This window comes from Bacteroides xylanisolvens XB1A (genome assembly GCF_000210075.1).
GTDB classification, from domain to species: Bacteria; Bacteroidota; Bacteroidia; order Bacteroidales; family Bacteroidaceae; genus Bacteroides; species Bacteroides xylanisolvens.
Map to the genome: position 1 here is coordinate 1,179,455 of NC_021017.1, position 21,255 is coordinate 1,200,709.

17 protein-coding genes, 1 tRNA gene and 1 pseudogene are annotated in these 21,255 nt (G+C 39.5%); 9 read left to right on the top strand and 10 right to left on the bottom strand.

All coding sequences use genetic code 11. The annotated features are described in order from the left end of the window. Nucleotides 1-41 precede the first annotated feature (41 nt). A complete protein-coding gene (locus BXY_RS04955; protein WP_004309084.1) occupies nucleotides 42-407 on the bottom strand; it encodes a DUF6463 family protein in 366 nt (121 codons plus the stop codon). 334 nt (nucleotides 408-741) lie between these two features. Between BXY_RS04955 and BXY_RS04960 the strand changes: the two genes are divergently transcribed. Next, nucleotides 742-1,254, top strand: a complete 513-nt coding sequence (locus tag BXY_RS04960; RefSeq protein WP_004309086.1) for a GNAT family N-acetyltransferase — start codon at nucleotides 742-744, stop codon at nucleotides 1,252-1,254. A 90-nt stretch (nucleotides 1,255-1,344) separates the two neighbouring features. Here the strand turns inward: BXY_RS04960 and BXY_RS04965 are convergent, their stop codons facing one another. The 3 genes from BXY_RS04965 to BXY_RS04975 form a co-directional block, all read right to left on the bottom strand. Continuing rightward, nucleotides 1,345-1,830, bottom strand: coding sequence for a flavodoxin domain-containing protein (locus BXY_RS04965; protein WP_004306452.1), 486 nt, complete (start codon nucleotides 1,828-1,830; stop codon nucleotides 1,345-1,347). A gap of 244 nt (nucleotides 1,831-2,074) precedes the next feature. Further along, entirely contained in the window at nucleotides 2,075-3,913 is a 1,839-nt protein-coding gene (locus BXY_RS04970) for a RagB/SusD family nutrient uptake outer membrane protein (protein WP_015531338.1), read from the bottom strand. Between the two features lie 15 nt (nucleotides 3,914-3,928). Further along, on the bottom strand, nucleotides 3,929-7,015 hold the full coding sequence (locus tag BXY_RS04975) for a SusC/RagA family TonB-linked outer membrane protein (protein ID WP_208946768.1): 3,087 nt from the start codon (nucleotides 7,013-7,015) through the stop codon (nucleotides 3,929-3,931). A 542-nt stretch (nucleotides 7,016-7,557) separates the two neighbouring features. On the opposite strand from BXY_RS04975, the gene BXY_RS04980 reads away from it, so the two are divergent. Then, nucleotides 7,558-7,974, top strand: a complete 417-nt coding sequence (locus BXY_RS04980; protein WP_015531339.1) for a helix-turn-helix domain-containing protein — start codon at nucleotides 7,558-7,560, stop codon at nucleotides 7,972-7,974. Between the two features lie 15 nt (nucleotides 7,975-7,989). Further along, entirely contained in the window at nucleotides 7,990-8,394 is a 405-nt protein-coding gene (locus BXY_RS04985) for a helix-turn-helix domain-containing protein (protein ID WP_004299170.1), read from the top strand. Between the two features lie 455 nt (nucleotides 8,395-8,849). Here the strand turns inward: BXY_RS04985 and BXY_RS04990 are convergent, their stop codons facing one another. Continuing rightward, nucleotides 8,850-9,719 (bottom strand): urea transporter, encoded by an 870-nt coding sequence (locus BXY_RS04990; RefSeq protein ID WP_015531340.1) that lies wholly within the window; start codon nucleotides 9,717-9,719, stop codon nucleotides 8,850-8,852. A gap of 499 nt (nucleotides 9,720-10,218) precedes the next feature. Between BXY_RS04990 and BXY_RS04995 the strand changes: the two are divergent. Then, a pseudogene (locus BXY_RS04995) lies at nucleotides 10,219-10,365 on the top strand (transposase); the annotation flags it as partial. 140 nt (nucleotides 10,366-10,505) lie between these two features. Here the strand turns inward: BXY_RS04995 and BXY_RS05000 are convergent. From BXY_RS05000 to BXY_RS05010, 3 genes are all read right to left on the bottom strand, one after another. Beyond that, nucleotides 10,506-10,578 (bottom strand) — tRNA-Lys (locus tag BXY_RS05000). A 94-nt stretch (nucleotides 10,579-10,672) separates the two neighbouring features. Further along, nucleotides 10,673-11,806: an AI-2E family transporter gene (locus tag BXY_RS05005; RefSeq protein WP_004315221.1), complete on the bottom strand. Its 1,134-nt coding sequence runs from the start codon at nucleotides 11,804-11,806 to the stop codon at nucleotides 10,673-10,675. Nucleotides 11,807-11,827: 21 nt separating this feature from the next. Next, entirely contained in the window at nucleotides 11,828-12,427 is a 600-nt protein-coding gene (locus BXY_RS05010) for a thymidine kinase (protein WP_004299175.1), read from the bottom strand. Between the two features lie 140 nt (nucleotides 12,428-12,567). Between BXY_RS05010 and BXY_RS05015 the strand changes: the two genes are divergently transcribed. From BXY_RS05015 to BXY_RS05035, 5 genes are all read left to right on the top strand, one after another. Beyond that, entirely contained in the window at nucleotides 12,568-13,311 is a 744-nt protein-coding gene (locus tag BXY_RS05015) for a hypothetical protein (protein WP_015531341.1), read from the top strand. A gap of 12 nt (nucleotides 13,312-13,323) precedes the next feature. Continuing rightward, complete coding sequence (gene rsmI, locus BXY_RS05020; protein WP_004299177.1) at nucleotides 13,324-13,998, top strand: 16S rRNA (cytidine(1402)-2'-O)-methyltransferase; 675 nt, start codon at nucleotides 13,324-13,326, stop codon at nucleotides 13,996-13,998. 33 nt (nucleotides 13,999-14,031) lie between these two features. Continuing rightward, nucleotides 14,032-14,889 carry a Cbp1 family collagen-binding glycoprotein adhesin gene (locus BXY_RS05025; RefSeq protein ID WP_004299178.1) on the top strand — a complete coding sequence of 286 codons (858 nt, stop codon included), beginning with the start codon at nucleotides 14,032-14,034 and terminating at the stop codon, nucleotides 14,887-14,889. 97 nt (nucleotides 14,890-14,986) lie between these two features. Further along, complete coding sequence (locus tag BXY_RS05030) at nucleotides 14,987-15,679, top strand: YjjG family noncanonical pyrimidine nucleotidase (protein WP_004299179.1); 693 nt, start codon at nucleotides 14,987-14,989, stop codon at nucleotides 15,677-15,679. Between the two features lie 61 nt (nucleotides 15,680-15,740). After that, nucleotides 15,741-16,391, top strand: coding sequence for a MarC family protein (locus BXY_RS05035; RefSeq protein ID WP_004323496.1), 651 nt, complete (start codon nucleotides 15,741-15,743; stop codon nucleotides 16,389-16,391). A gap of 626 nt (nucleotides 16,392-17,017) precedes the next feature. On the opposite strand, the gene BXY_RS05040 is transcribed toward BXY_RS05035, so the two are convergent. Further along, nucleotides 17,018-18,430 carry a RagB/SusD family nutrient uptake outer membrane protein gene (locus BXY_RS05040; RefSeq protein ID WP_008777225.1) on the bottom strand — a complete coding sequence of 471 codons (1,413 nt, stop codon included), beginning with the start codon at nucleotides 18,428-18,430 and terminating at the stop codon, nucleotides 17,018-17,020. A gap of 19 nt (nucleotides 18,431-18,449) precedes the next feature. Continuing rightward, nucleotides 18,450-21,255, bottom strand: a 2,806-nt coding sequence (locus BXY_RS05045) for a SusC/RagA family TonB-linked outer membrane protein (RefSeq protein ID WP_208946769.1), incomplete at its 5' end; no start/stop codon positions are given.

Below are 21,255 nucleotides of genomic sequence, written 5' to 3' on the forward strand. Positions count from 1 at the left end.
AGCACTGCACTCGGTTTTGAGTTCGCTATGGATGATGCTTCTCACTGCTTTTTCATGTTTGAATAAATAATAATAAGTGCTTGCGGTAAGAAAAGCCAGAAACCGGATATTGGTTCGACTATGCAACCGATTATGGTGAACAGTAGAATGAAGTAACCTAAAAATAAAGGTGCCGGTTTTTGTTCTTTTCTGATATAGTATTGAAGTGTCTCTCCCCAAAGAATAAGTATTATTCCGCAGATTAGGAACCAGAAAGCAAAGCCCAGGTTATGATTTTCTCCAATAGAGTCTATTAATCCATTGTTAAGCATTTCCGTAAAAGCTTCTTTTCCAAGAAATAACGCATAAATGGTATGAATGACTCCTGTTGCTGTTAAAAGTGTTCCACTATATTTCCAAAGTTTCATGTTCTTGCCTTTTTAGTATTTTATTGGGATGTACACTTCTACAGAATTTGAAATTTAATCCGTTTTAACATATCATCCGGTTCTTAATAAGTTGCTCGATAACGCAAATATAAGTAATCATGTACGATTCCCAACGTATGATTTCGACATTTGTGTTTGTTTTAGATTCTTTATACTTGGTCATTCGTTTTCTTGTTGTGATATCTGTGGACATGAGTTGCTTTATAAATATCCTTTAGTTCTTCTTTATTGTATTGAAAATTATATCTTTGTATTTCAGATAGTTGGATTTATGGAGTTTATAAAAGAGGCTGGCGTCTCACCACAAAAAAGTATGGATATTAAGAATGATAAGATCACAATAAAGCCTTTGCGTGATAAGGATGTAGACATTTTCAGTAAATGGTTGGCTAAAGAATATATTTATAAATGGTTCTGCCCTGACGGAGAAGAACATAAAATGGCTTGGTTGGATGAGGTAAATAATAGAAATACCCAATATCATTATATGAAACATTTCATTGTTTATTATAATGATAAAGCCATTGGCTTTTGTTTATACTTGGATTGTTATTTTGAAAAAGAATATATACCGGAACATTACGGAAAAACTGTCGATGAGAAAGAGACAGTCTTTGAAATAGGTTATCTCATAGGCGAAGAGGAATATTTGGGTAAGGGCATCGGGAAGATTATTGTAAAGAAGCTGATCGGGGAAATTGCCGAAATAGGAGGGAAAGAGATATTGGCTGACCCTGATGAGGCTAATGTTTTATCCATAAGAACATTGTTAAGTAATGGATTCGTAAAAGTAAAAGATTGCGATTATAGGTATTGTCTTAAATAGATAAGAAAACTTCTTTTGAAAGAAGTTTTCTTATACGGCCATTCTATTTATTATTTGAATACAAAGTTGCTCAATAGATAACTCAAGAAGTTACCATAAATGATTATCTTTTATCTGACTTGTAAACTCATTTATAGCATCATATCTCAGCTTCGAAACGGAAGAATTTACTTTCGCTATTTTCTTCGTCAAAAATCTTTCGATGAAATTCATTTTGTCAAACTGAAACTCGCCACCTAAAATGGCTTTGGGAATCGATAATCTCTGCAAGAACTCCGGGAAAGCCTTATTCATTTCTTCCGCTTCTTGCTCTTCGTTCATACAACAGATGAATAACCCTATTACTTTTTGCTCTAATAACAGTTGATTATTGTGACAGAATTGAGTAATTTTTCGGTTTGGAGAGCCCGCATAAATGGCTGTTCCGAGAATTATTCGATCGTAAGTTCGAATATCAGGTCTCGGACACTCTTTTAATGAGATGTAGTCAACTTTATTAGTCAACTTTTCTCCGATAAGGTGTGTTACTCGCTCGGTAGTTCCATGTTTTGAATAATATATGATAGCTGTTTTCATTTTCAACAGGCATAAGCGGTTTTAAATAGCCACTAATAAGTGACATGGTTATCCTTTGTAAAGGTAGAGACTTTATTCTGACTAGCAAACAGTTTTCGATATAATTAATCTATATCTTGTTTTTCTCATATTTGAAAAGTATGTTCCCCATCTCAAAACGAGATAGGGAGCATTTCTTAATATATAATTAATGTACAGGTGCCAAGATTGATTCCATAATACCTGTACATATTGAAATTCCTATTTAATATCCCGGATTTTGATACTCGCTGCCATTGGTGATTGTTGCAGTAAATGTAGTTGAAATGGGACGTAATGCATAATTCGGGTGAAAGAATTGTGCTAAGTCCGGATGAGTATTCTCCAGATACTCCGAGTTCTTAAACATTCCTGTCCGTTTCAAGTCGTAGAAGCGGCAATATTCTCCGCAAAGTTCACGGCCTCTTTCGTCTAAGATATCACGCACCGTAATACTTCCTGTAAGCCGATTTGCTCCGGCACGTTCACGAACCTTGTTGATATAACCGGCTGCATTTGCACCACCATTCAGGTAAATATCAGCTTCTGCCGCAATCAAATAAACTTCTGCCATACGCATGATAAATGTCGCATTCAGATTACCATTTCTCTGTTTGGAAGCATTGGCTACATAATAATTACTGCTGTTATGCTTATTCAGTGACGGATAATAGTAGCGGAACTGGTTCTCGTTTGTGCCGTCATCCTTGTAATTGCCTGTGACGTTTGTATAAGCATAATTCATGTTCACGTTATTATTGTCATTACTATATACATGGTGATAATCAATCAGTAAGTAATCAGAAATATGTTCTTTTTGCTTTTCTGTAGCATAATCAATGTCTTGTGGCATGATAAACTTAATGGCTAAGTCACCTTTATTCAGAGCTTTGCCAATGACGGTTTCTTCTTTGTCATACATATGTACGGCACTCTCATCCCACGTGTAATTCTTGTTCGCGTTCCATTCAGTAGTGAACGATTCATGAAATCTGGGGTCCAATGTTCCGTCTTTCTGTACATACAAACTCAACAAATGCTGAGTGGGCATAAAGATACCGGTAATTGAGCCTTCCCAAGTAAGGCGTGTTTCCTGATTATCTTCACGAGCACCGAACTTATTGATATTGCATAAGAAATACTCATCGTTGCGATTTAGCTTGTAATTTCCGTTGCTTGATCCGTGACCGTCTGCTCCTGCATACCAGCGATGTTTCCAGAGAGCTTCTTTGTTTTCCCAGTTATTGCTCTCTTTGAATACTTCGCTATAAGATGGGTACATATACGTATTGTATTTCCCACCGCCAGTTTCGCAATCGGTAATCAATTTTTTGGCTGCATCCAGAGCTTCCTGCAAATATTCGGTGCTTCCATATTCGTACGTCTGCAAGCAGGCTTTAGCCAGAAAACCGAGAGCGGCTTTCTTCGTCGGGGTGGTAGTAGTTGCATGCGTACCTGTTGGCAACCATTCGGATGCGAATCTTAAATCGGGCAGGATTACTTCCTGGTAGATGGTCATCGGATCGGTGCGGGTGGGGGAGTAAGTCAGTGTTTCCGCTGTTATCGGTTCTGTGAGCATCGTCACTGCTCCGAATTGTTCCACTGCATTGAAATAATAGACAGCTCTAAGAAAACGGGCTTCCGCAATCTTGGCATTCCGCTCCTCTTCCGTGGTGTAGGGAGGTTTGTCTCCTAATGCGATAGCTTCGTTACAGGCTCCCACACCGTCGTATGTCCCGTTCCACCAATTATTGGTGTAAGTCGTATTGGGTGATGTTCCTGCGAAAAACCAGAACCACTGTGTGTAACTTGTTGATTCGTTGGCTTTATACGTCCAAAGATCGGTGTCGCCTTCAGTCAGTGACATCCAGTCCGCAGAACCGTAGTAAAACCTTTCCATAGCAAAATAACACTGGTTAATCAGGGTTTCATATCCATCGATGGAAGTAGCCAAAGCCTCTTTGGTAAATGCGCCCGGGTTGTATTCCTCCAAGGTGCAGGAATGTAGAGATAAGGCCGAGAACAGCACACTGCAAAATATGAATTTTATATATATCCTTTTCATGATTATAATCTTTTGTTAGAATGTCAAATTAACGCCAAAAACAAATTGCCGGTAGGTAGGAAATGCATCCGAACCGTTGGTTTCGGGATCAGTATCTTTCAACTGCTTATCTTTTACAAAGATGAACGGATTGTAGGCTGTGGCATAAATACGGCATTTCTCCATTAAAACTTTGCGGGAAATATTGACGGGTAGTGTATATCCCAGCGTGATATTCTTAATCTTAATGAAGGAGCCGTCGCGCACTCTTAATGAAGGATATACGGTTTTTTGTTCGTCTCCCGTTCCGGGACGGGGGAAATAGGCTCCTTGATTATCCTCTGTCCAGTAGTCTACGCCTGCCAGTTGATTCTTGGTTACGCTCTGTTCAGCGGTATAATAACCGAGCAGGTCACTGTTGATTGTCTGTCCGTAACGTGCCATGGCAAAGACGGATAAATCAAAATTCTTGTAGGTGAAGGAATTGCTGAATCCGATGATCCAGTCCGGATTGGAATGTCCTAGAATTTGCCGGTCTTCCGTACTGTATTTATGCACACCTCCATCGCCTTTCTGGTCTAAGGTTTCTATCTTGATGAATCCGGGTTTTACACCGTAGGCATCTAATGTCTCCTGTGGGGTATCGGTTCCCCAGATTCCGGCATATTTATATCCGTAAATAGCTTTAATCGGTTCACCGACAAACAGGTTTTCAGCAATCAGGTCACCGTCAGGCAGGTCGTCTATTTGTTCCTTGTTCCAAGTGACGGATAAGGTCGTGTTCCAGGTGAAATCTTTGTGCCGTATGTTGTGCGAAGTGATCGTTGCTTCCACACCTTGATTACTGGTCTGGGCGATGTTCTGCCAGATGGCCAAAGGCGATCCCCATCCGGTCAGACCGCTGGTGATGGGTAATGTACGTTTGAATAATAATCCTTTGGTTGTCGTTTTGAACCATTCTACCGAGCCGTCGATGCGACCGTTCAGGATACCGAAATCCAACCCTATATTCCAGTTGTATGATTTTTCCCATCCGAGATCGGAACTACCATAACTATCAGCGTATTGCGTGAAAGGAACGATCTTCCCGTTAATGGAAATTCCCGAAGCTGTATATACATAGGCTTGTGTTGTGGTGCTGTATGCGGTGGTTCCTCCCGAGTTACCCATGATGCCGTAGCTCACTCTCAACTTCAGGTTGTCCAGCCAACTACGTGTCTTTTCCATAAATGCCTCGTCTGATATTCTCCACGCCAGTGCGCCTGCGGGGAAGGCATCCCATTTATGTCCGGTAGAAAATTGTGAAACACCGTCCCAACGGGTAGAGAAATTAAACAGGTATTTGCCCTTGTACGAATAGTTCAGACGGAAGGCAAAAGACATTTTCTGTGTCTGTGCGAAGTCGGATTCCACATGTTGGGAAGTACCCGATGTCAGTCGCCAGAAAGACCATTGATCTACCATCTGACCGCTGGCGGCAGCCATGCTACTTTCCGACTGGTTCTTATTCCAGGAAGTAATCAGTGAACCTCCCAGATTATGGTCTTTGGCGATGGTTGTGTTGTAAGCGAGAATATTCTCCCAAGTGTAATTCCAGGCATTGTTGTTGGTGATGGAAGCATGCGGTGAACCTGCATAAGACGGACGGTTGGCATTGCACTTCTCTCCCCAGTATTGCCCGCGGCGTGAGTGATTCAACGTACCATTGACACGACTGGTAAAAGTCAGGTCTTTGACGGGAGTTAGTTCGACATAGCCGCTCATATTCAGGTAGGTAGAACGTGTGTTGTCTACATACTGGTTCTCTATAAAATCACTCATCGGGGAATATTGTCCTGTGATGTATTCGTGATTGATCTCCCCTTTTTCGGTATAAGCATCACCCAACGGGATGGCGGAGAGAGATTTGGTGAATGTGTTTTTTACGCCGGAGTTCAAGTCCCGGTAGACTAAATTGGAGGTAAAGCCCACCTTTGCCCATGAAAATATCTGCTGATCCAGATTGAGGCGTAACGAATATCTGTTCAGATTTTCGTTATTAAGTAAACCTTCCTCCCGGTTGTAGGAAGTCGAAGCAAATAATTTTGTCTTTTCAGTGCCACTGTTGACCGAAAGACTGTATTTCTGTGTGGTAGCCGTGTTGCCCGACACTTCATCTATCCAGTCTATCCATTTGCCGTCGTTGTATGCATCTATAAAATCCTGTTTCCCCAGTAGGGCGGACATATCGGTAGGATAGTCACCGTTTTTATATTTATAGGCTTCTTGCTGGTAGGTGACCCATTCATCCCGCGTCATCCCATGTCTGTAGTTGGGTGAACCGCTGAATCCGTAATAAGCATCGAAGTTTACGGTCGCTTTTCCCTCTTTTCCTCTTTTGGTGGTGATGATTACAACGCCGTTTGCTCCTGCGGAACCATAAATGGCGGTGGAAGAAGCATCTTTCAACACATCTACACTCTCGATGTCCGACGGGCTGACCTGGCTATAACTGCCGGGGATTCCATCGATAATAAACAACGGTTCGTTGCTGCCATAAATAGATCGTGAACCACGTAACAGGATAGTGACATCACCTCCTACCTGTCCCGAAGTCTTGGTGATATCCATTCCGGGTATCTTGCCTTGAAGGGCTTCCATCACATTATTGGTAGGAGCGGCCAGTACTTCTGCACTTTTGACGGAGGTTACCGCCCCCGTCAAATCCCGTTTTTTGACCGATCCGTATCCTACCACCACTACTTCATCAATCAGTCTGGCATCTTCCGTCAGTATGATTTCCAGCTTGTTCTTGTTGCGTGTATTGACTTCCTGCTCCGTGTATCCCATATAAGATACCTTTAATACTGCATTGGGCGATACGCGCAGTGTGAACAGTCCGTCTACATTCGTAATCGTCCCGTTGCTGGTACCTTTTTCAACGATATTTGCTCCGATAATTGTCTCTCCTTGAGAGTTTTTCACTATACCCGAGATCGTTCTGCTCTGTTGGCAATAAGCCCGTGTTGATCCAAGTATCGATAATGAACCTATTAATAGGAATAATAGGTAAAAATTCATTCTATAAACAGTCTTTAGGGGATTATTCTCCCCTATGTTTGTTTTATCAGAAAATGATTTCATGCTTTTTGTTTAATTGTATGTTTACTAATTTGTTTTTGGATAGCTAAATTTCAGGATGATTTAAAGCTATGTTTCGATTGTAATGATTTTACTTACCCCATAGGCTATTAGATTTTATTGGTTAAATGATGATTGTTCAGAATGTCAATGCCAATTGAACATTATTCTGTTACTGTTTTGAATGTGGCGCCACGATTCATGTCAGTAAAAAAACTGACAGGGCAAAATTATGCATATAGAACTGGGGATTGAAAAAAATAAAGTTGACTTTTATCAGGACAGAGTTGTTTCTTACTACCTGTTGTATATTTGATTTTATAAGGTAATATTGTTGTTGATTAAACCTTTACCCGTCGTAAACTTTACAGTAGTAAAGTTTTAGAAGTAGATAAGAATGATAAAGACTGGGATAAAATAGATCTAATTAGGTTATATTCAAAAGAGAAACAGATAGAAAGCTGTCTTTTTCAAAGGGCGATATGTAGTTGCGAATTTTATTTTCATTATCTTTGTCTCAATGTATTTACTAAAGCAACAATGATATGGATATTAAAGTAAAAGACAAGGTGAATCAAAGGCATGTCGGTCGCAATCTGCAAAGAATCCGTGTATATCTAGGTATGAAACAGGAAGCGTTGGCTTCTGATCTGGGTGTTAGTCAACAGGAGATCTCGAAAATAGAGAAACAAGATGAAATAGAGGATGGATTGTTAACCAAAATAGCTGAAGTCTTGGGAATATCTACTGATGTCATCAAGGATTTTGATGTTGAAAAAGCCATTTGTAATATTAATAATTATAAAGATGCTACCATTTCTCCGGGAGCAATTGCTACTGTTTATGCTCATAACCAACAGATTAATCCTCTTGAAAAGGTGGTTGAACTGTATGAACGCTTGTTGAAAAGTGAACAGGAGAAAATAGAGATTCTAAGAGAGTGCATAAAGCAGGGCAAATAATCAACAGACTGGAATATGGAAACGGAAAAGTACACAAATACTATTCATCTGGGAAGAAAAATTGAACGGGTGCGTCGGCTTCGGGGAATGACTCAAGCGGAACTCGGTGATCTGTTAGGTATAACGAAACAGGCTGTTTCAAAAATAGAACAAACAGAGAAGTTTGACGATGAACGATTAGGCGAGATTGCTTCAGCATTAGGCGTTACTGTAGATGGCCTGAAGAATTTTAATGAAGAGACAATCTTGTATAATACGAATAACTTCTACGAGAATTGCGGTGTTAAAAGTGCTGTCAGTAATACAGGTAATAATCAGACCTTTAATAGTTTTCCTGTTGAACAGGTAATTGAGATTTTCGAAAAGCTGTTGGATAAACAAAAGGAGCAATTTGAAACTTTAAAAAAAGAGAAGAAATAAATATCTCCAAGATATTGAATTTTATCAGTCGTAATTATACTCCTGATGCAATGATAGCTGAATTGATTTCTTCAAAAAATAAGGAAATAGATTGGTTGAAAGAAGAAATTAAGTTTTTAAGAGGGGAAAATGAAAAATTGCTGCTGATTGTGGGTGAAAAGATATGAGATGATGTTATCATAATTATGTGATACACTTCTGTCTGTTGTTTATATAGGTAGTTATCACCTTTATGTTGTAAGCATAACTAAGATCTGATTGAAACTTTATAAATAATATTTTTACTGTAAATGTTGAGGTATCCAAACTCTTTTTAATTCAAGGAGTTTGGATACTATTTTTAAGTTTACTGCATTATGGTGTAGTGTTCATAACACAAAGGCAATTATTTCGGGTGACAAGATAATATCTTTTTCTTTGAAAAAAATATCACAAAATTTTATTTGAAGGCTAATTTAGTTATTCTGTGTCCTTATTACTTTTTGTATCATTAGTATGATCCATACAGATATAACAAAGGGAGCGGTTAAGGTAGTGATACCCAAACTCATTCCTAGAATCTGTAATACGGTGGACAGTAAGACAGAGCATCCTGCCCATACGCCATTTTTCCAGCTCGTTCCTCCTAAAGCTATGGCACATAATACGCCATTATATCCCATTAGACCGGCATTTAAGTTTGTAGTATCCACTTCAAGTAAAATGGCTAGGGGAATAGGAAGAAGTGCTCCTAAGATGGTATAGAGACTTGTCTTCCGAGAATTAATCAAAATGCCTATAAGGAAAAATAATCCGGATAGAACTGTATTTCCCTGAAACATGACTTGCCCTATACCTAAGCAGAAGGCTTGGAAATAATTAATATTCTGTGTGGTATCAATAACCGTATCAGAAACTGGTAGTAGATCTGGTATAAGCCAGCTACAAACTCCCAACATTCCCCATACAGCAAGAATGAAAGGAGCAGTAAAGCCAGGGAGCAAACGTTGCTGACTGAAAAAATAGGCAATCCATGTGGAAAGGGCCGAAGCGATAATCAACATGATTAAACTTCCTACCGATAATTGCAGAAATACGCCAACTGCTATACCTACTAAAGTTCCATTAAATCCGTATAATCCATTTTTAATATCATTATGCTTATATCCCGAAAAATAGGCTGTCAGTGTACTTATTATATTACCACAGACTGCTAGTATTCCCATTTGCCATGAGTTTAGAAATATTCCAATTAGCATTAATAATCCGGATAGCGCATTATTCTGAAACATCACTTGTCCTATTCCACGTCCCAGAATGAGCAATAAATTGTGTATAAAGATCATTTGTGTAAAATATTGACTGATAAAATGATGACAAAAGTACAATCTTCTATTGAAAATAGCAAGATCAAGAGATGTGTAATAAAAGATTGTGAACTTATATGGTACTAGTAAAATTTTGGGCTCAGTTGTAATTCTTGGGGGATTTGGTTCAGGACACAGCCATATCCTTAAAAAAAAGATTCATTCCGGTACGGAAATGAACTGATCCGTACGGAAAGAAATTAAATAATATAGTTTAGATTTTTCTCTACTGTATAAACAATCTATCTGAGACCCGGGTCTCAGCATCTATGACACCCGGGTCTCAAGTATGCCAACACCCGGGTGTTAGTACCATTGAGACCCGGGTGTCAGATAGAACTCTATTACTAAGCGTTTTTTCTTTGTTACTAGAGTAAATAAAATTCCGATGCATCTAATATTTATTCAAAACTGTGCGGAATGAATCTATTTTTAAGGATGTGATTGCCCTGAATTAAATCCCCCAAATTTTCAGACTGAGCCAATTTTGAACTTCTTTGTGAACAGGAGTACAAATGCAGCAGCAGAAGCATTTAATGCTAAAATCAAAGCATTTAGGGCATCATTTAGAGGAGTAGTGGATATGAGCTTCTTCCTTTTTAGGCTAGCAAAAGTATATGCATGAAGGGAATTGACAAAACTTAATCCCCCAAGAATTACAACTGAGCCCTTGAAACGGCTATTTTCTGCTATCTGCCAGAAAAAAGAAATCCCCGATAACGCTTGATTATCAGGGATTTGCTTGACTTTTTCTTTTGTTTTCAGTGATCCGCCTGGGGCTCGAACCCAGGACCCCAACATTAAAAGTGTTGTGCTCTACCTGCTGAGCTAGCGAATCAATCCTTATTTGCGAATCAGTTATTTCCTGATTGCGGGTGCAAAGGTAGTTACTTTTATTTAATTTGCAAGCATTCCGTAGAAAAAAGTTTCAATTATTTTTCCTCGTTATGGCTTGTTTCTTGATTATCAGTAGTTTCGGCTTCATCATATTTTATCTTTTCTTTGTTGATAATAAAGCGTTGGTAGTAGGAGAGCATTAAAGTTGTTAGTGGTAAGGCGATGATCATGCCGAGCATTCCCATTAATGAACCCCAGATGGAAAGAGATAAAAGGATGATGGCAGGATTCAGTCCGGTAATCTTTCCCATGATTTTGGGGACAAGGAAGGTATCCTGTATGATTTGTACGATTGCAAAGACAGCTAATGCACATGCAATGATAATCCAGAAGTTCTGTCCGGTGTCGGCAGCTTTGAGGATTGCTAATAAAATAGTGGGAAGGAAGCCGATGATTTGCAAGTAGGGAACCATATTCAATGCTCCGATGAAAAGTCCCAAAGCAATAGCCATGGGGAAATCGATAATCAGGAAACCAATGCTGAAAAGAATACCTACGCAGAAAGCAACCAAGGCCTGTCCACGGAAATATCTGTTCATACCATCCTGTACGTCGTGAACCAGATTGGAGGCAAACGTACGGTATTTATTGGGTAGCAGATGCAACCATCCTTCAGCTATCGCTTCGTAATCCAATAATATAAAGATTACATATAATAATATAATGAAGGAGGCAAGAATGCTGAATAGAATGTTGAGAGATTCTGCAAGCAAAGTCCACACTCTGGGGACGGTATCCTTGATTGCCGCCAGGATATTCTCTTCACTTAATACACGGTTCAGTGCTTGAAGATCGATATTTTCGTGGATAAATTCAGAAAGACTCTTAGGTACATTGTTTCCGGCTCCATTGGTGAGGTAAGTCACCAGCAAGTCGTTCATTCTGCCTATTTCCGAAATCATCGGCGGCACTAATAGGTAGAATAAAGTGACTCCGATAACCGTAATAAGGAATAAGGAACAGAAGATGGAAATAATGCGGCTTTTCAATCGTAGCTTATACTGGAAGAATTTGACTAGCGGATAGACCATATAAGCTATCAGCCATGCAATAAAGAAAGGTAATAACACTCCGCTAAGGCGTTCTACAAGCATTAATATTCCTACAACTAACACACATCCGATAGAACCGCGTATAAAACTGTCGAATGTTATCTTTTTCCTTTCCATAATCTTTTTCTTTTATAGAGTTTATACTTTCTGCTCATCTTCCCCTCGTGCGCGGAGATAACATTCCCTGCACAGAGGCTCGTATTCGGCTGTTTCGCCTAAAAGAACCTGTTTCTCATTCTTGACAGTACGATGTGAGAAAGAAGCCAGCTGGCCACATTTCACACAGATTGCATGAACTTTGGAGACTTCATCGGCAATGGCGCACAATTGCGGCATTGGTCCGAACGGATTTCCTTTGAAGTCCATATCCAACCCTGCAATGATAACACGGATTCCATTATTGGCGAGCTGGTTGCATACATCAATCAAACCACTGTCGAAGAACTGTGCTTCGTCAATGCCTACTACATCTATCTCGGAAGTAAAGAGTAGGATACTGGCTGACGAATCGATGGGAGTGGAGGCGATAGAATGGCTGTCGTGAGAGACTACATCTTCTTCTGAATAACGGGTGTCGATAGCCGGTTTGAATATCTCTACACGTTGTTTCGCAAATTTCGCTCTCTTCATTCTACGAATCAATTCCTCTGTTTTTCCGGAGAACATGGAACCGCAGATTACTTCGATCCGGCCTCTTCTTCTAGTCTCCTGTATGTGGTCTTCTGAAAATAATACCATGAGATTTTGTGTTTTCTTGATTAAGTAAATATGTGGACAAAGGTAAGCAATTCAATGTGCAAGAACTGTTAAATTATCCATTATTTTAAGTTATTGCATAAATTATTCCTACATTCGCACCGTATAAACAATGGACTGACATGAAACAGAAGCTATTAACAGATATTGAGTTGGATGTTCATGAGTTGAAGTATCTCATGGATTCATTTACCAAGGAGCCGACTCCGACTTTGTCTGAACTGTTGAAGCGGAGCATTACACGGATGCAGGGACGTTTGGATGAACTGCAGCAGGAGGTGGATGCTGTTCAGGTAATTTCTCCGTCAGCTGTGGAAGAGACAGCGGAAGAGGAGGATGAAGTTGCCGGGTCTGAAGAGGATTCCCCCGTGATTATACAATCTCTCGAATCGGTTGTTGTGAAAGAAGATGAGGAAGGAGAAGCCATTGTTGCGGAAGAGAAACCTGTCGTAATAGCGGCAGCTGCAGAGACAGCAGCAGAAGCAGCAGCAGCAGCAGAAGAAGAAGAAGAAGAAGAAGAAGAAGAAGAAGAAGGGAAAAAAGAGGAACCGGCAATTGTTGAGGAACCTGTCGTTGAAACTGTTGTGAAAGAGGAAGAACCTAAATCGGCTGTGTTGGGAGAAAGTCTCAAACTGTCTGCTGGCTTGCGACATGCTATCAGCTTGAATGATTCTTTCCGTTTTTCTCGTGAACTGTTCGGAGGCGACACTGATTTGATGAATCGGGTTATCGAACAGATATCAGTAATGAGTTCCTACAAGACTGCAGTCGCATTTCTGTCCTCGAAAGTCGAATTGAATGAAGAAAAGGAGGCGGTGAACGACTTTCTGGAACTACTAAAGAAATTTTTTAATCAATCAGCATAAAACAAAAACAAGATGGGAAAGCTATATGTGGTGCCTACGCCGGTAGGGAATCTGGAGGACATGACTTTTCGGGCTATCAAAGTCCTGAAAGAGGTCGATCTGATTTTGGCGGAGGATACACGTACTTCCGGTATTTTGCTGAAACACTTTGAAATAAAGAATGCAATGCAATCTCACCACAAATTTAATGAACATAAAACGGTGGAAAGTGTTGTTAATAGAATAAAGGCAGGTGAAACGGTGGCACTAATTTCGGATGCCGGAACGCCTGGAATTTCCGATCCCGGATTTCTGGTTGTTCGTGAGTGTGTACGCAACGGCATTGAAGTGCAGTGCTTGCCGGGAGCAACCGCTTTTGTTCCGGCACTCGTTGCATCGGGATTGCCGAACGAGAAGTTCTGCTTCGAGGGGTTTCTCCCCCAGAAGAAAGGACGGCAGACACGACTGAAGACATTGGCGGAAGAGCACCGTACGATGGTGTTTTATGAATCACCCCACCGTCTGTTGAAGACGTTAACACAGTTTGCCGAATATTTCGGTGCTGAACGTCAGGCAACCGTGTCGCGTGAAATATCCAAGCTCCACGAAGAAACAGTTCGGGGCAGTTTGGCTGAATTGATAGAACACTTTACCGCTACCGAACCCCGGGGCGAGATTGTGATAGTATTAGCAGGAATAGATGATTAAATAATTTCATTAAAAAACGTAAAACGTAAACGTATGAAAAAGTTAGCTGTTTTATTTGTATGCGTAGCCATGTTAGCTTCGTGTGATAGCTTTAAAGGTGGAAGTAAAGACCTGAAAGCTGAAAATGATTCTCTTTTGATGGAACTGAACCAGCGCAATGCTGAACTGGATGATATGATGGGTACTTTCAATGAAGTTCAGGAAGGTTTCCGTAAGATCAATGCTGCCGAAAGTCGTGTTGACTTGCAACGTGGAACCATCACTGAAAACTCTGCCAGCGCCAAGCAACAGATTGCTTCTGACATCGAATTCATCTCTAAACAGATGGAAGAAAACAAAGCGCAGATTGCAAAGTTGCAGGCACAGTTGAAGAACAGCAATTACAATTCTGCACAGATGAAAAAAGCTGTTGCTGCTTTGACTGCTGAATTGAACGCTAAACAACAACGTATCGAAGAACTTCAAACAGAACTGGCTTCCAAGAATATCCGTATCCAGGAATTGGATGCTGCTGTCAGCGACTTGTCTGCTGCTAAAGAAACGTTGGCTGCAGAAAACGAAGCGAAAGCTAAAACCGTTGCTGAACAGGAAAAGAGCTTGAATGCTGCCTGGTTCGTATTCGGTACTAAATCTGAATTGAAAGCTCAAAAGATTCTTCAGAGCGGAGATGTATTGAAGAGCGCTGATTTCAATAAGGATTATTTCACTCAAATCGATATCCGTACAACCAAAGAAATCAAGTTGTACTCTAAACGTGCTGAGTTACTGACTACTCATCCGTCCGGTTCTTATGAATTGGTAAAAGATGACAAAGGCCAGTTGACATTGAAGATTACTAATCCTACTGAATTCTGGAGTGTATCCAGATACTTGGTTATTCAAGTAAAATAAGGTAGACATCCCTTTTTGAATTGCCAATGTGCTGATTCCTGGATTCAAGAAATTAGCACATTGGCTTTTTTGTTTCTTATTATACGCATAACTACTGATGAAATATAAAAATCTTTTTTTTGATCTTGATGATACCATCTGGGCTTTCTCTCAAAATGCCCGTGATACTTTTGAAGAAGTATATCAGAAATATTCATTCGACCGTTATTTTGATTCGTTCGATCATTATTATACCCTTTATCAGCAAAGAAATACCGAACTTTGGATTGAGTACGGCGAAGGAAAAATAACGAAAGATGAATTGAACCGTCAACGTTTCTTTTATCCTTTACAGGCTGTGGGAGTGGAAGATGAAGCGCTTGCCGAACAGTTCTCGAAAGATTTTTTCGCGATTATTCCCACTAAAAGTACTTTGATGCCTCATGCAAAGGAGGTATTGGAATATCTTGCTCCTAAATATAACCTCTATATCCTTTCCAATGGATTCCGTGAATTGCAATCATGCAAGATGCGGTCGGCAGGAGTGGACGGGTATTTCAAAAAAGTGATTCTTTCGGAAGATCTCGGAGTGTTGAAGCCTTGGCCGGCAATATTTAATTTTGCCTTGTCTGCCACTCAATCCGAATTGCGCGAATCCTTGATGATTGGTGACAGTTGGGAAGCGGATATAACCGGAGCGCACGGAGTAGGGATGCATCAGGCTTTTTACAATGTGACGGAACGGACTACTTTCCCTTTTCTTCCCACTTATCACATACATTCCTTGAAAGAATTAATGGATTTATTATAGGTTTTCTGGATTAAGTCGTATTTTTGTTGCGTTTTAATTTTGCATAAAATACGATATAATCATGGATAGTACGCTTCTGCCTTTTGCCTTACTTTGTTTCACTTCATTCTTTACATTGACCAACCCATTGGGAACGATGCCTGTCTTCCTTACCATGACTCATGGTATGACGGATAAGGAACGTCAGTCTATCGTACGTCGCGCCACCATTGTGTCGTTTATTACAATAATGGTATTTGTCTTTGCCGGGCAGTTTCTTTTTAAGTTTTTCGGTATTTCTACCAATGGCTTCCGTATTGCCGGTGGGGTGATTATCTTCAAGATCGGCTTTGATATGCTTCAAGCCCGTTATACACCAATGAAACTGAAAGATGAAGAAATCAAAACGTATGCGGATGATATCTCCATTACTCCTCTCGGCATTCCTATGTTATGCGGTCCCGGAGCGATTGCCAATGCTATTGTCTTGATGCAGGATGCACATTCTTATGAAATGAAGGGAATTTTGATCGGCACTATTGCCCTGATTTATCTGCTGACTTTCTTTATTCTTCGTGCTTCTACGAAATTGGTAAACGTATTGGGCGAGACGGGAAACAATGTAATGATGCGCCTCATGGGATTGATTCTGATGGTAATTGCGGTGGAATGTTTCGTCAGCGGATTGAAACCGATTTTGGTGGATATTGTGAGAGAGGGGATGCTTCCTTGATGATAAAAGATAGAAGGGTTGAAGAGTCCTTAAAATGAAATTTATCTTTGCTGTAAAAAATGAACTACCCTTATAGAAGTTAATAAGATATATATAAATAAAGCCGTAAATGGATGACAACTATCAGGAATATTTTATTTTAAATTACTTTTGTAAAAAATAGATTCCCGAGTTTTTTTATAACCCCCTTAATAGAAATGAGACTAAAACTCCAAGGCTTGCCAAAGAGTTTAGTCTCATTTTTACCTTTATAAATCAGTATCTTTTTTATATCTTGGAATTGGATATATTGTATCTACTCTTTTTTATTTCATTAAAAAGAAGTGAATTGTTTATGGATTCTGATCAGTGGCAATATTTAAGCTTTCATTACCGTCGAACTCTGTCATTGGAATCATCATCGTCATTTCCCAGTCTTCCGGATCAATATAACGTCTGTAGTCTAATAGACGTGCTCCTTCTCCCCATTATTCGATACGATGTTGAAGTAAATGTTTCTTACGTAAAACTATTTATGTATATATTTATGAATAATAAGACCTGCAATTTCGATTAATTCTAAAATTGCAGGTCTCATCTATTTATTTAAAACTTATCCTTATATGGAGGCAATATTAAAAAATGTTTTATCGAGGTAAATTATTACTCCATCCCTCTGTTTGTATAACTCCAAAACCTGAATTGACTTCAAAAGAAGGTATTGGGTACACAAATTTTGCGATGTTGAAATTAGTGTACGATCCATCTGCTACACTAATAATTTTGCCTAATCTTCTTGCGTCAAAGAAGCGATGTCCTTCTTGAACCAGTTCTAATTTTCTTTCTTTATCAATGGCATCAATAACCGTTTGATCCTCTGCTATTTCATTGTCATCCAAATCCGGATTTCTTTTGGAAGCTACTTCCAATAGCTTTTCTTTAGCTTTTCCATAATTAGGAGTTGACTGTTTTGCATATGCTTCTGCCTGTATTAAATACATTTCAGGCAGTCTGAAAACTGGCAAATTAGAAATCTGATTATTGGTTGTGATACCACGCATTTTTCCACCAGTCCACGTACCGCCAAGAAGCGCCAGCCGAATATCATTAGGTGAATATTCTGCTACTGTTGCGCTGTTAATAGACAAACCGTATTTATTCCATAAAGTATTCAGAGCATTAGCGGACAAATAATCATCTTCGGCTTTTGCTATAAAGAAAATGTCTTCTGTCGAAACAGCCAATGTCGTGTACATATTCTTATAGTCTTCTTTGGTTGATACAATTGTACCACCACTTAGGGTTATTGCCTCTTGAGCCGCTGTAATAGCCCCTTCGTAATTTTTCATATAGAGTTTTACGCGAGCTTCAAGTGCAGCAACTGCAGCCGTATTCATATACTGTTTACCTACATTTTCAACACCTTCTTTAGCATAATATTCTTTAGCTTTCGTTATATCATCAAGAATCAGGCTATAATTTTGTTCTACACTGACTCTTGACACCTGTGAATAGGCAGGGACGGGTTCAGTAACGTTTACGATACCTAATGTCGTTTTGTTGGCTTCCGAATATGGCAAACCAAACATGTTAGTCAAATAGAAAGAGCAGAGGGCTTTAATAGCATAGGCTTGAGCGATGCATCCTTCCACTTCTGCCAGATCCCCCTTTGTTACTTCTTTAAATGAAGCACCTTCTTTAATGATACGTGCACAACGGTCGATAGCCCAATATCCGTATGCCCATATTTCTTCTATGTATGAATTAGTATCCAGTATCTGATAGCGGAAGATGTCATAGAAATGAGACGTTGCAACGGAATGTGAAGTGATATCCGTTGGCGCATCTCCAATTGCTAATACATCACGTCCCAGAAAACGATATGAACCTAATGTGTAATATACACCATTTAGAGCATTCTGAAAATCTTGGGTAGTAACCAAGGCTTCTTCTGTCGGAACAGAAGTTGATGGCGTTTCTGTCAAGAAGTCATCGCATGCGGTGAATGAAATTGCCATCCAACCGGTTAATAAAGCAAATAATATTTTCTTCATTGTCATAAATTTCTAAAGTTATTTTTTAGAAGCTAAGATTAAGACCGAACATGATATTTCTAGGTACAGGATATGCCCAAGACTGCATACCGGTAGATCTAGTTTGTGGATCAAATCCTATAAAATCTTTAGCAGTGATAGTGAACAAATTGTCAGCAGAGATATAAACTCTTAAATTGTCAATAGCCACTTTATTCATAAGGTTCTTCGGAAGAGTATATCCTAAAACCATGGATTTCATTCTCAAATAAGAACCGTTCATTAAGAAACGGCTGGAATTAGTTTCTGCTCCCGAGTTGTCTCCAGCTACAAATTTGGGTACGTCGGTTATATCTCCCGGCTTTTGCCAGCGGTTGTCATAAACATAGTTAGATACCGGACCTAAGAAATAATGTCCAACCTGCATATCAAATGCAAATCCGGAGTTATATACTTTATTTCCCAAGGTGAAACTGGTATCAAAAGAGAAGTCAAAACCTTTGTATTTGAAATTCATTCCAAAGCCACCATAAAATTTAGGATCGGCAGAACCTACAATTCGCTGACCGGCCTCATTTACATTTTTTGTTTTCTCATCCCCTTCTTGTCCTTTATACCACATTGCTTCTCCTGTTTCAGGATCCACTCCTGCATATTCCGGCATATAGAATGTATTATACGCCTCGCCAACTTTTCTGATAGTTAGAGTATTCTCAATTGGTTTTTCTGTGGCAAGTTTTATGATTTTATTTTTATTTGCCGTACCAGTGAAACGAACATCCCAACTGAAATCCTTATTTCTAAGTACGTTAGCGTTAATCAAGAATTCTATACCTTTGTTTTCCATCTCACCTACATTTTTCAGGATAGATCCGAATCCAGTTGTGTAAGAAAGTGGTACATCAAATATCATATCTTTTGTCCGTTGGTTATAATAGTCCACTTCGAGTGTCAGTCTTTCGAAGAAAACAGCATGGATACCGATATCGGCTTTTGCAACAGTCTCCCATTTTAGATCCGGATTGGCTATTTGGTAAGGAATAGCTCCTGGTTTACCATTATAAGAATATCCATAATTATATAATCCCATTGCTGCATAATAACCAATATCCTGATTACCTACAGTTCCATAACTACCTCTGATAGTCAAATCTGTCAACCAACTTTTGGTATTTTCCATAAAGCTTTCGTTAGAGATTCGGTATTTTGCTCCTATAGACCAAAAAGGAGCCCATTTGTTGTTTACACCAAATCTTGACGAGCCGTCATAACGGAAACTGCCTGACAGATAATATTTATCATTCAAGTTATATTCTGCATTCATAAAGAATGAAGAAAGAGTGCTTGCTTTGGTTGAAGATCCCGCCCCTGTTGGCTTGGAAGCATTGTCCAATTCAAAAACAGCATCACTAGGATATCCACTGGCAGCTGCATAAATTGTTCTATAAGATATTTTCTGTGCTTCTTGTCCCAACAACACATTCAAATGATGCATGTCTTTGAAAGTGCGGTTGAAGTTTACGGTATTGGTAATGGTCAAGGTTGTTGCTCTTTCCTGGTTTCTTTGACCAAGCATACCACTACCGGAATATTGAGGATTATAAATTGAACTGTAAAAGAACTCGTCCAAGTCAATCAAGCTCAATCCTGCATTTGTCTTCCATGTTAAGCCATCAATAATATTATAAGTAAAATATGGATTCACAACCAATGTAATCTGCTTTTGATTGCGTTTATCACCTTTTTCTTTATCGTTAATAGCTACAGGATTATAATTAACATTTGTATTATATGTTCCGTCTTCATTGCGCACCTGTTCAAACGGACGGATGTCATATACTGCTACAATAGGATTAGTATATTGGCTTTCAGTCATAGTGTTGTTTATATCGGAGAGTGCTCCATTCACAGAAAGTCCATATCCTATCCGCCCGCTTTTTCCATCTAAACTAATACGTCCGCTATAGCGTTTCATTCCAGTTCCGATGACGATACCTGTGTTCTGAAAATATCCTCCACTAATATAATAGCGCAAATTTTCATTCCCACCTTGAGCACTGATATCATATTCTTGTGAAAAACCATTTTGCAGAATCTCCTTCAGCCAATCCACACTCTTGATATTTTGCGTCAAGTCCACATTATACCAATCCATAACATAGGCATTCAGCCATTCAGCAGAAGTCATGCCATCCTCACCGTCATATCCTGCATTTGTTAGTCCTTCGGTCCAGATCTCTTTGTATTTATCCAGATTTGTCGTACGATAATTATGATCTATCTTACCTACAAAACTAGTTCCGACTTTTGCATTCACATTAAAACGCGCTTTTCCCAGACTACCTTTTTTAGTAGTAACTACAATTACTCCATTCGCTGCACGAGCTCCATAAATAGCTGTAGCTGTAGCATCTTTCAAAACTGTGATGGACTCAATGTCGTTAGGATTGATATTAGCCATCGGACTTGCCGCCATATCCCCTGTCCCGGCTTTGTTATAAGCCCCCATTTTGTCTGTGTAAATGGCAATACCATCAATTACGTATAAAGGTTCGGTTCCAGAATTCATTGAACCAACTCCACGAATAGTAGTAGAAGCGTATGCACCAGGTTGTCCAGTCAAGCTATTTACTTGTAAACCAGCTACTGATCCTTCCAAAGACTTCATAAAGTTTGCATCTGTTTTTTTCATCAAGTCCTTGTTATCCACCGTTTGGGCAGATCCCGTAAATGCTGCTTTTTTAGTTACCCCATATCCGGTTACCACAACCTCATCTATTAGCTGTGCATCAGATTTGAGAACCACTCGCAAATTGGGCTTTATCGCCACTTCCTGCGTCTGCATACCAATG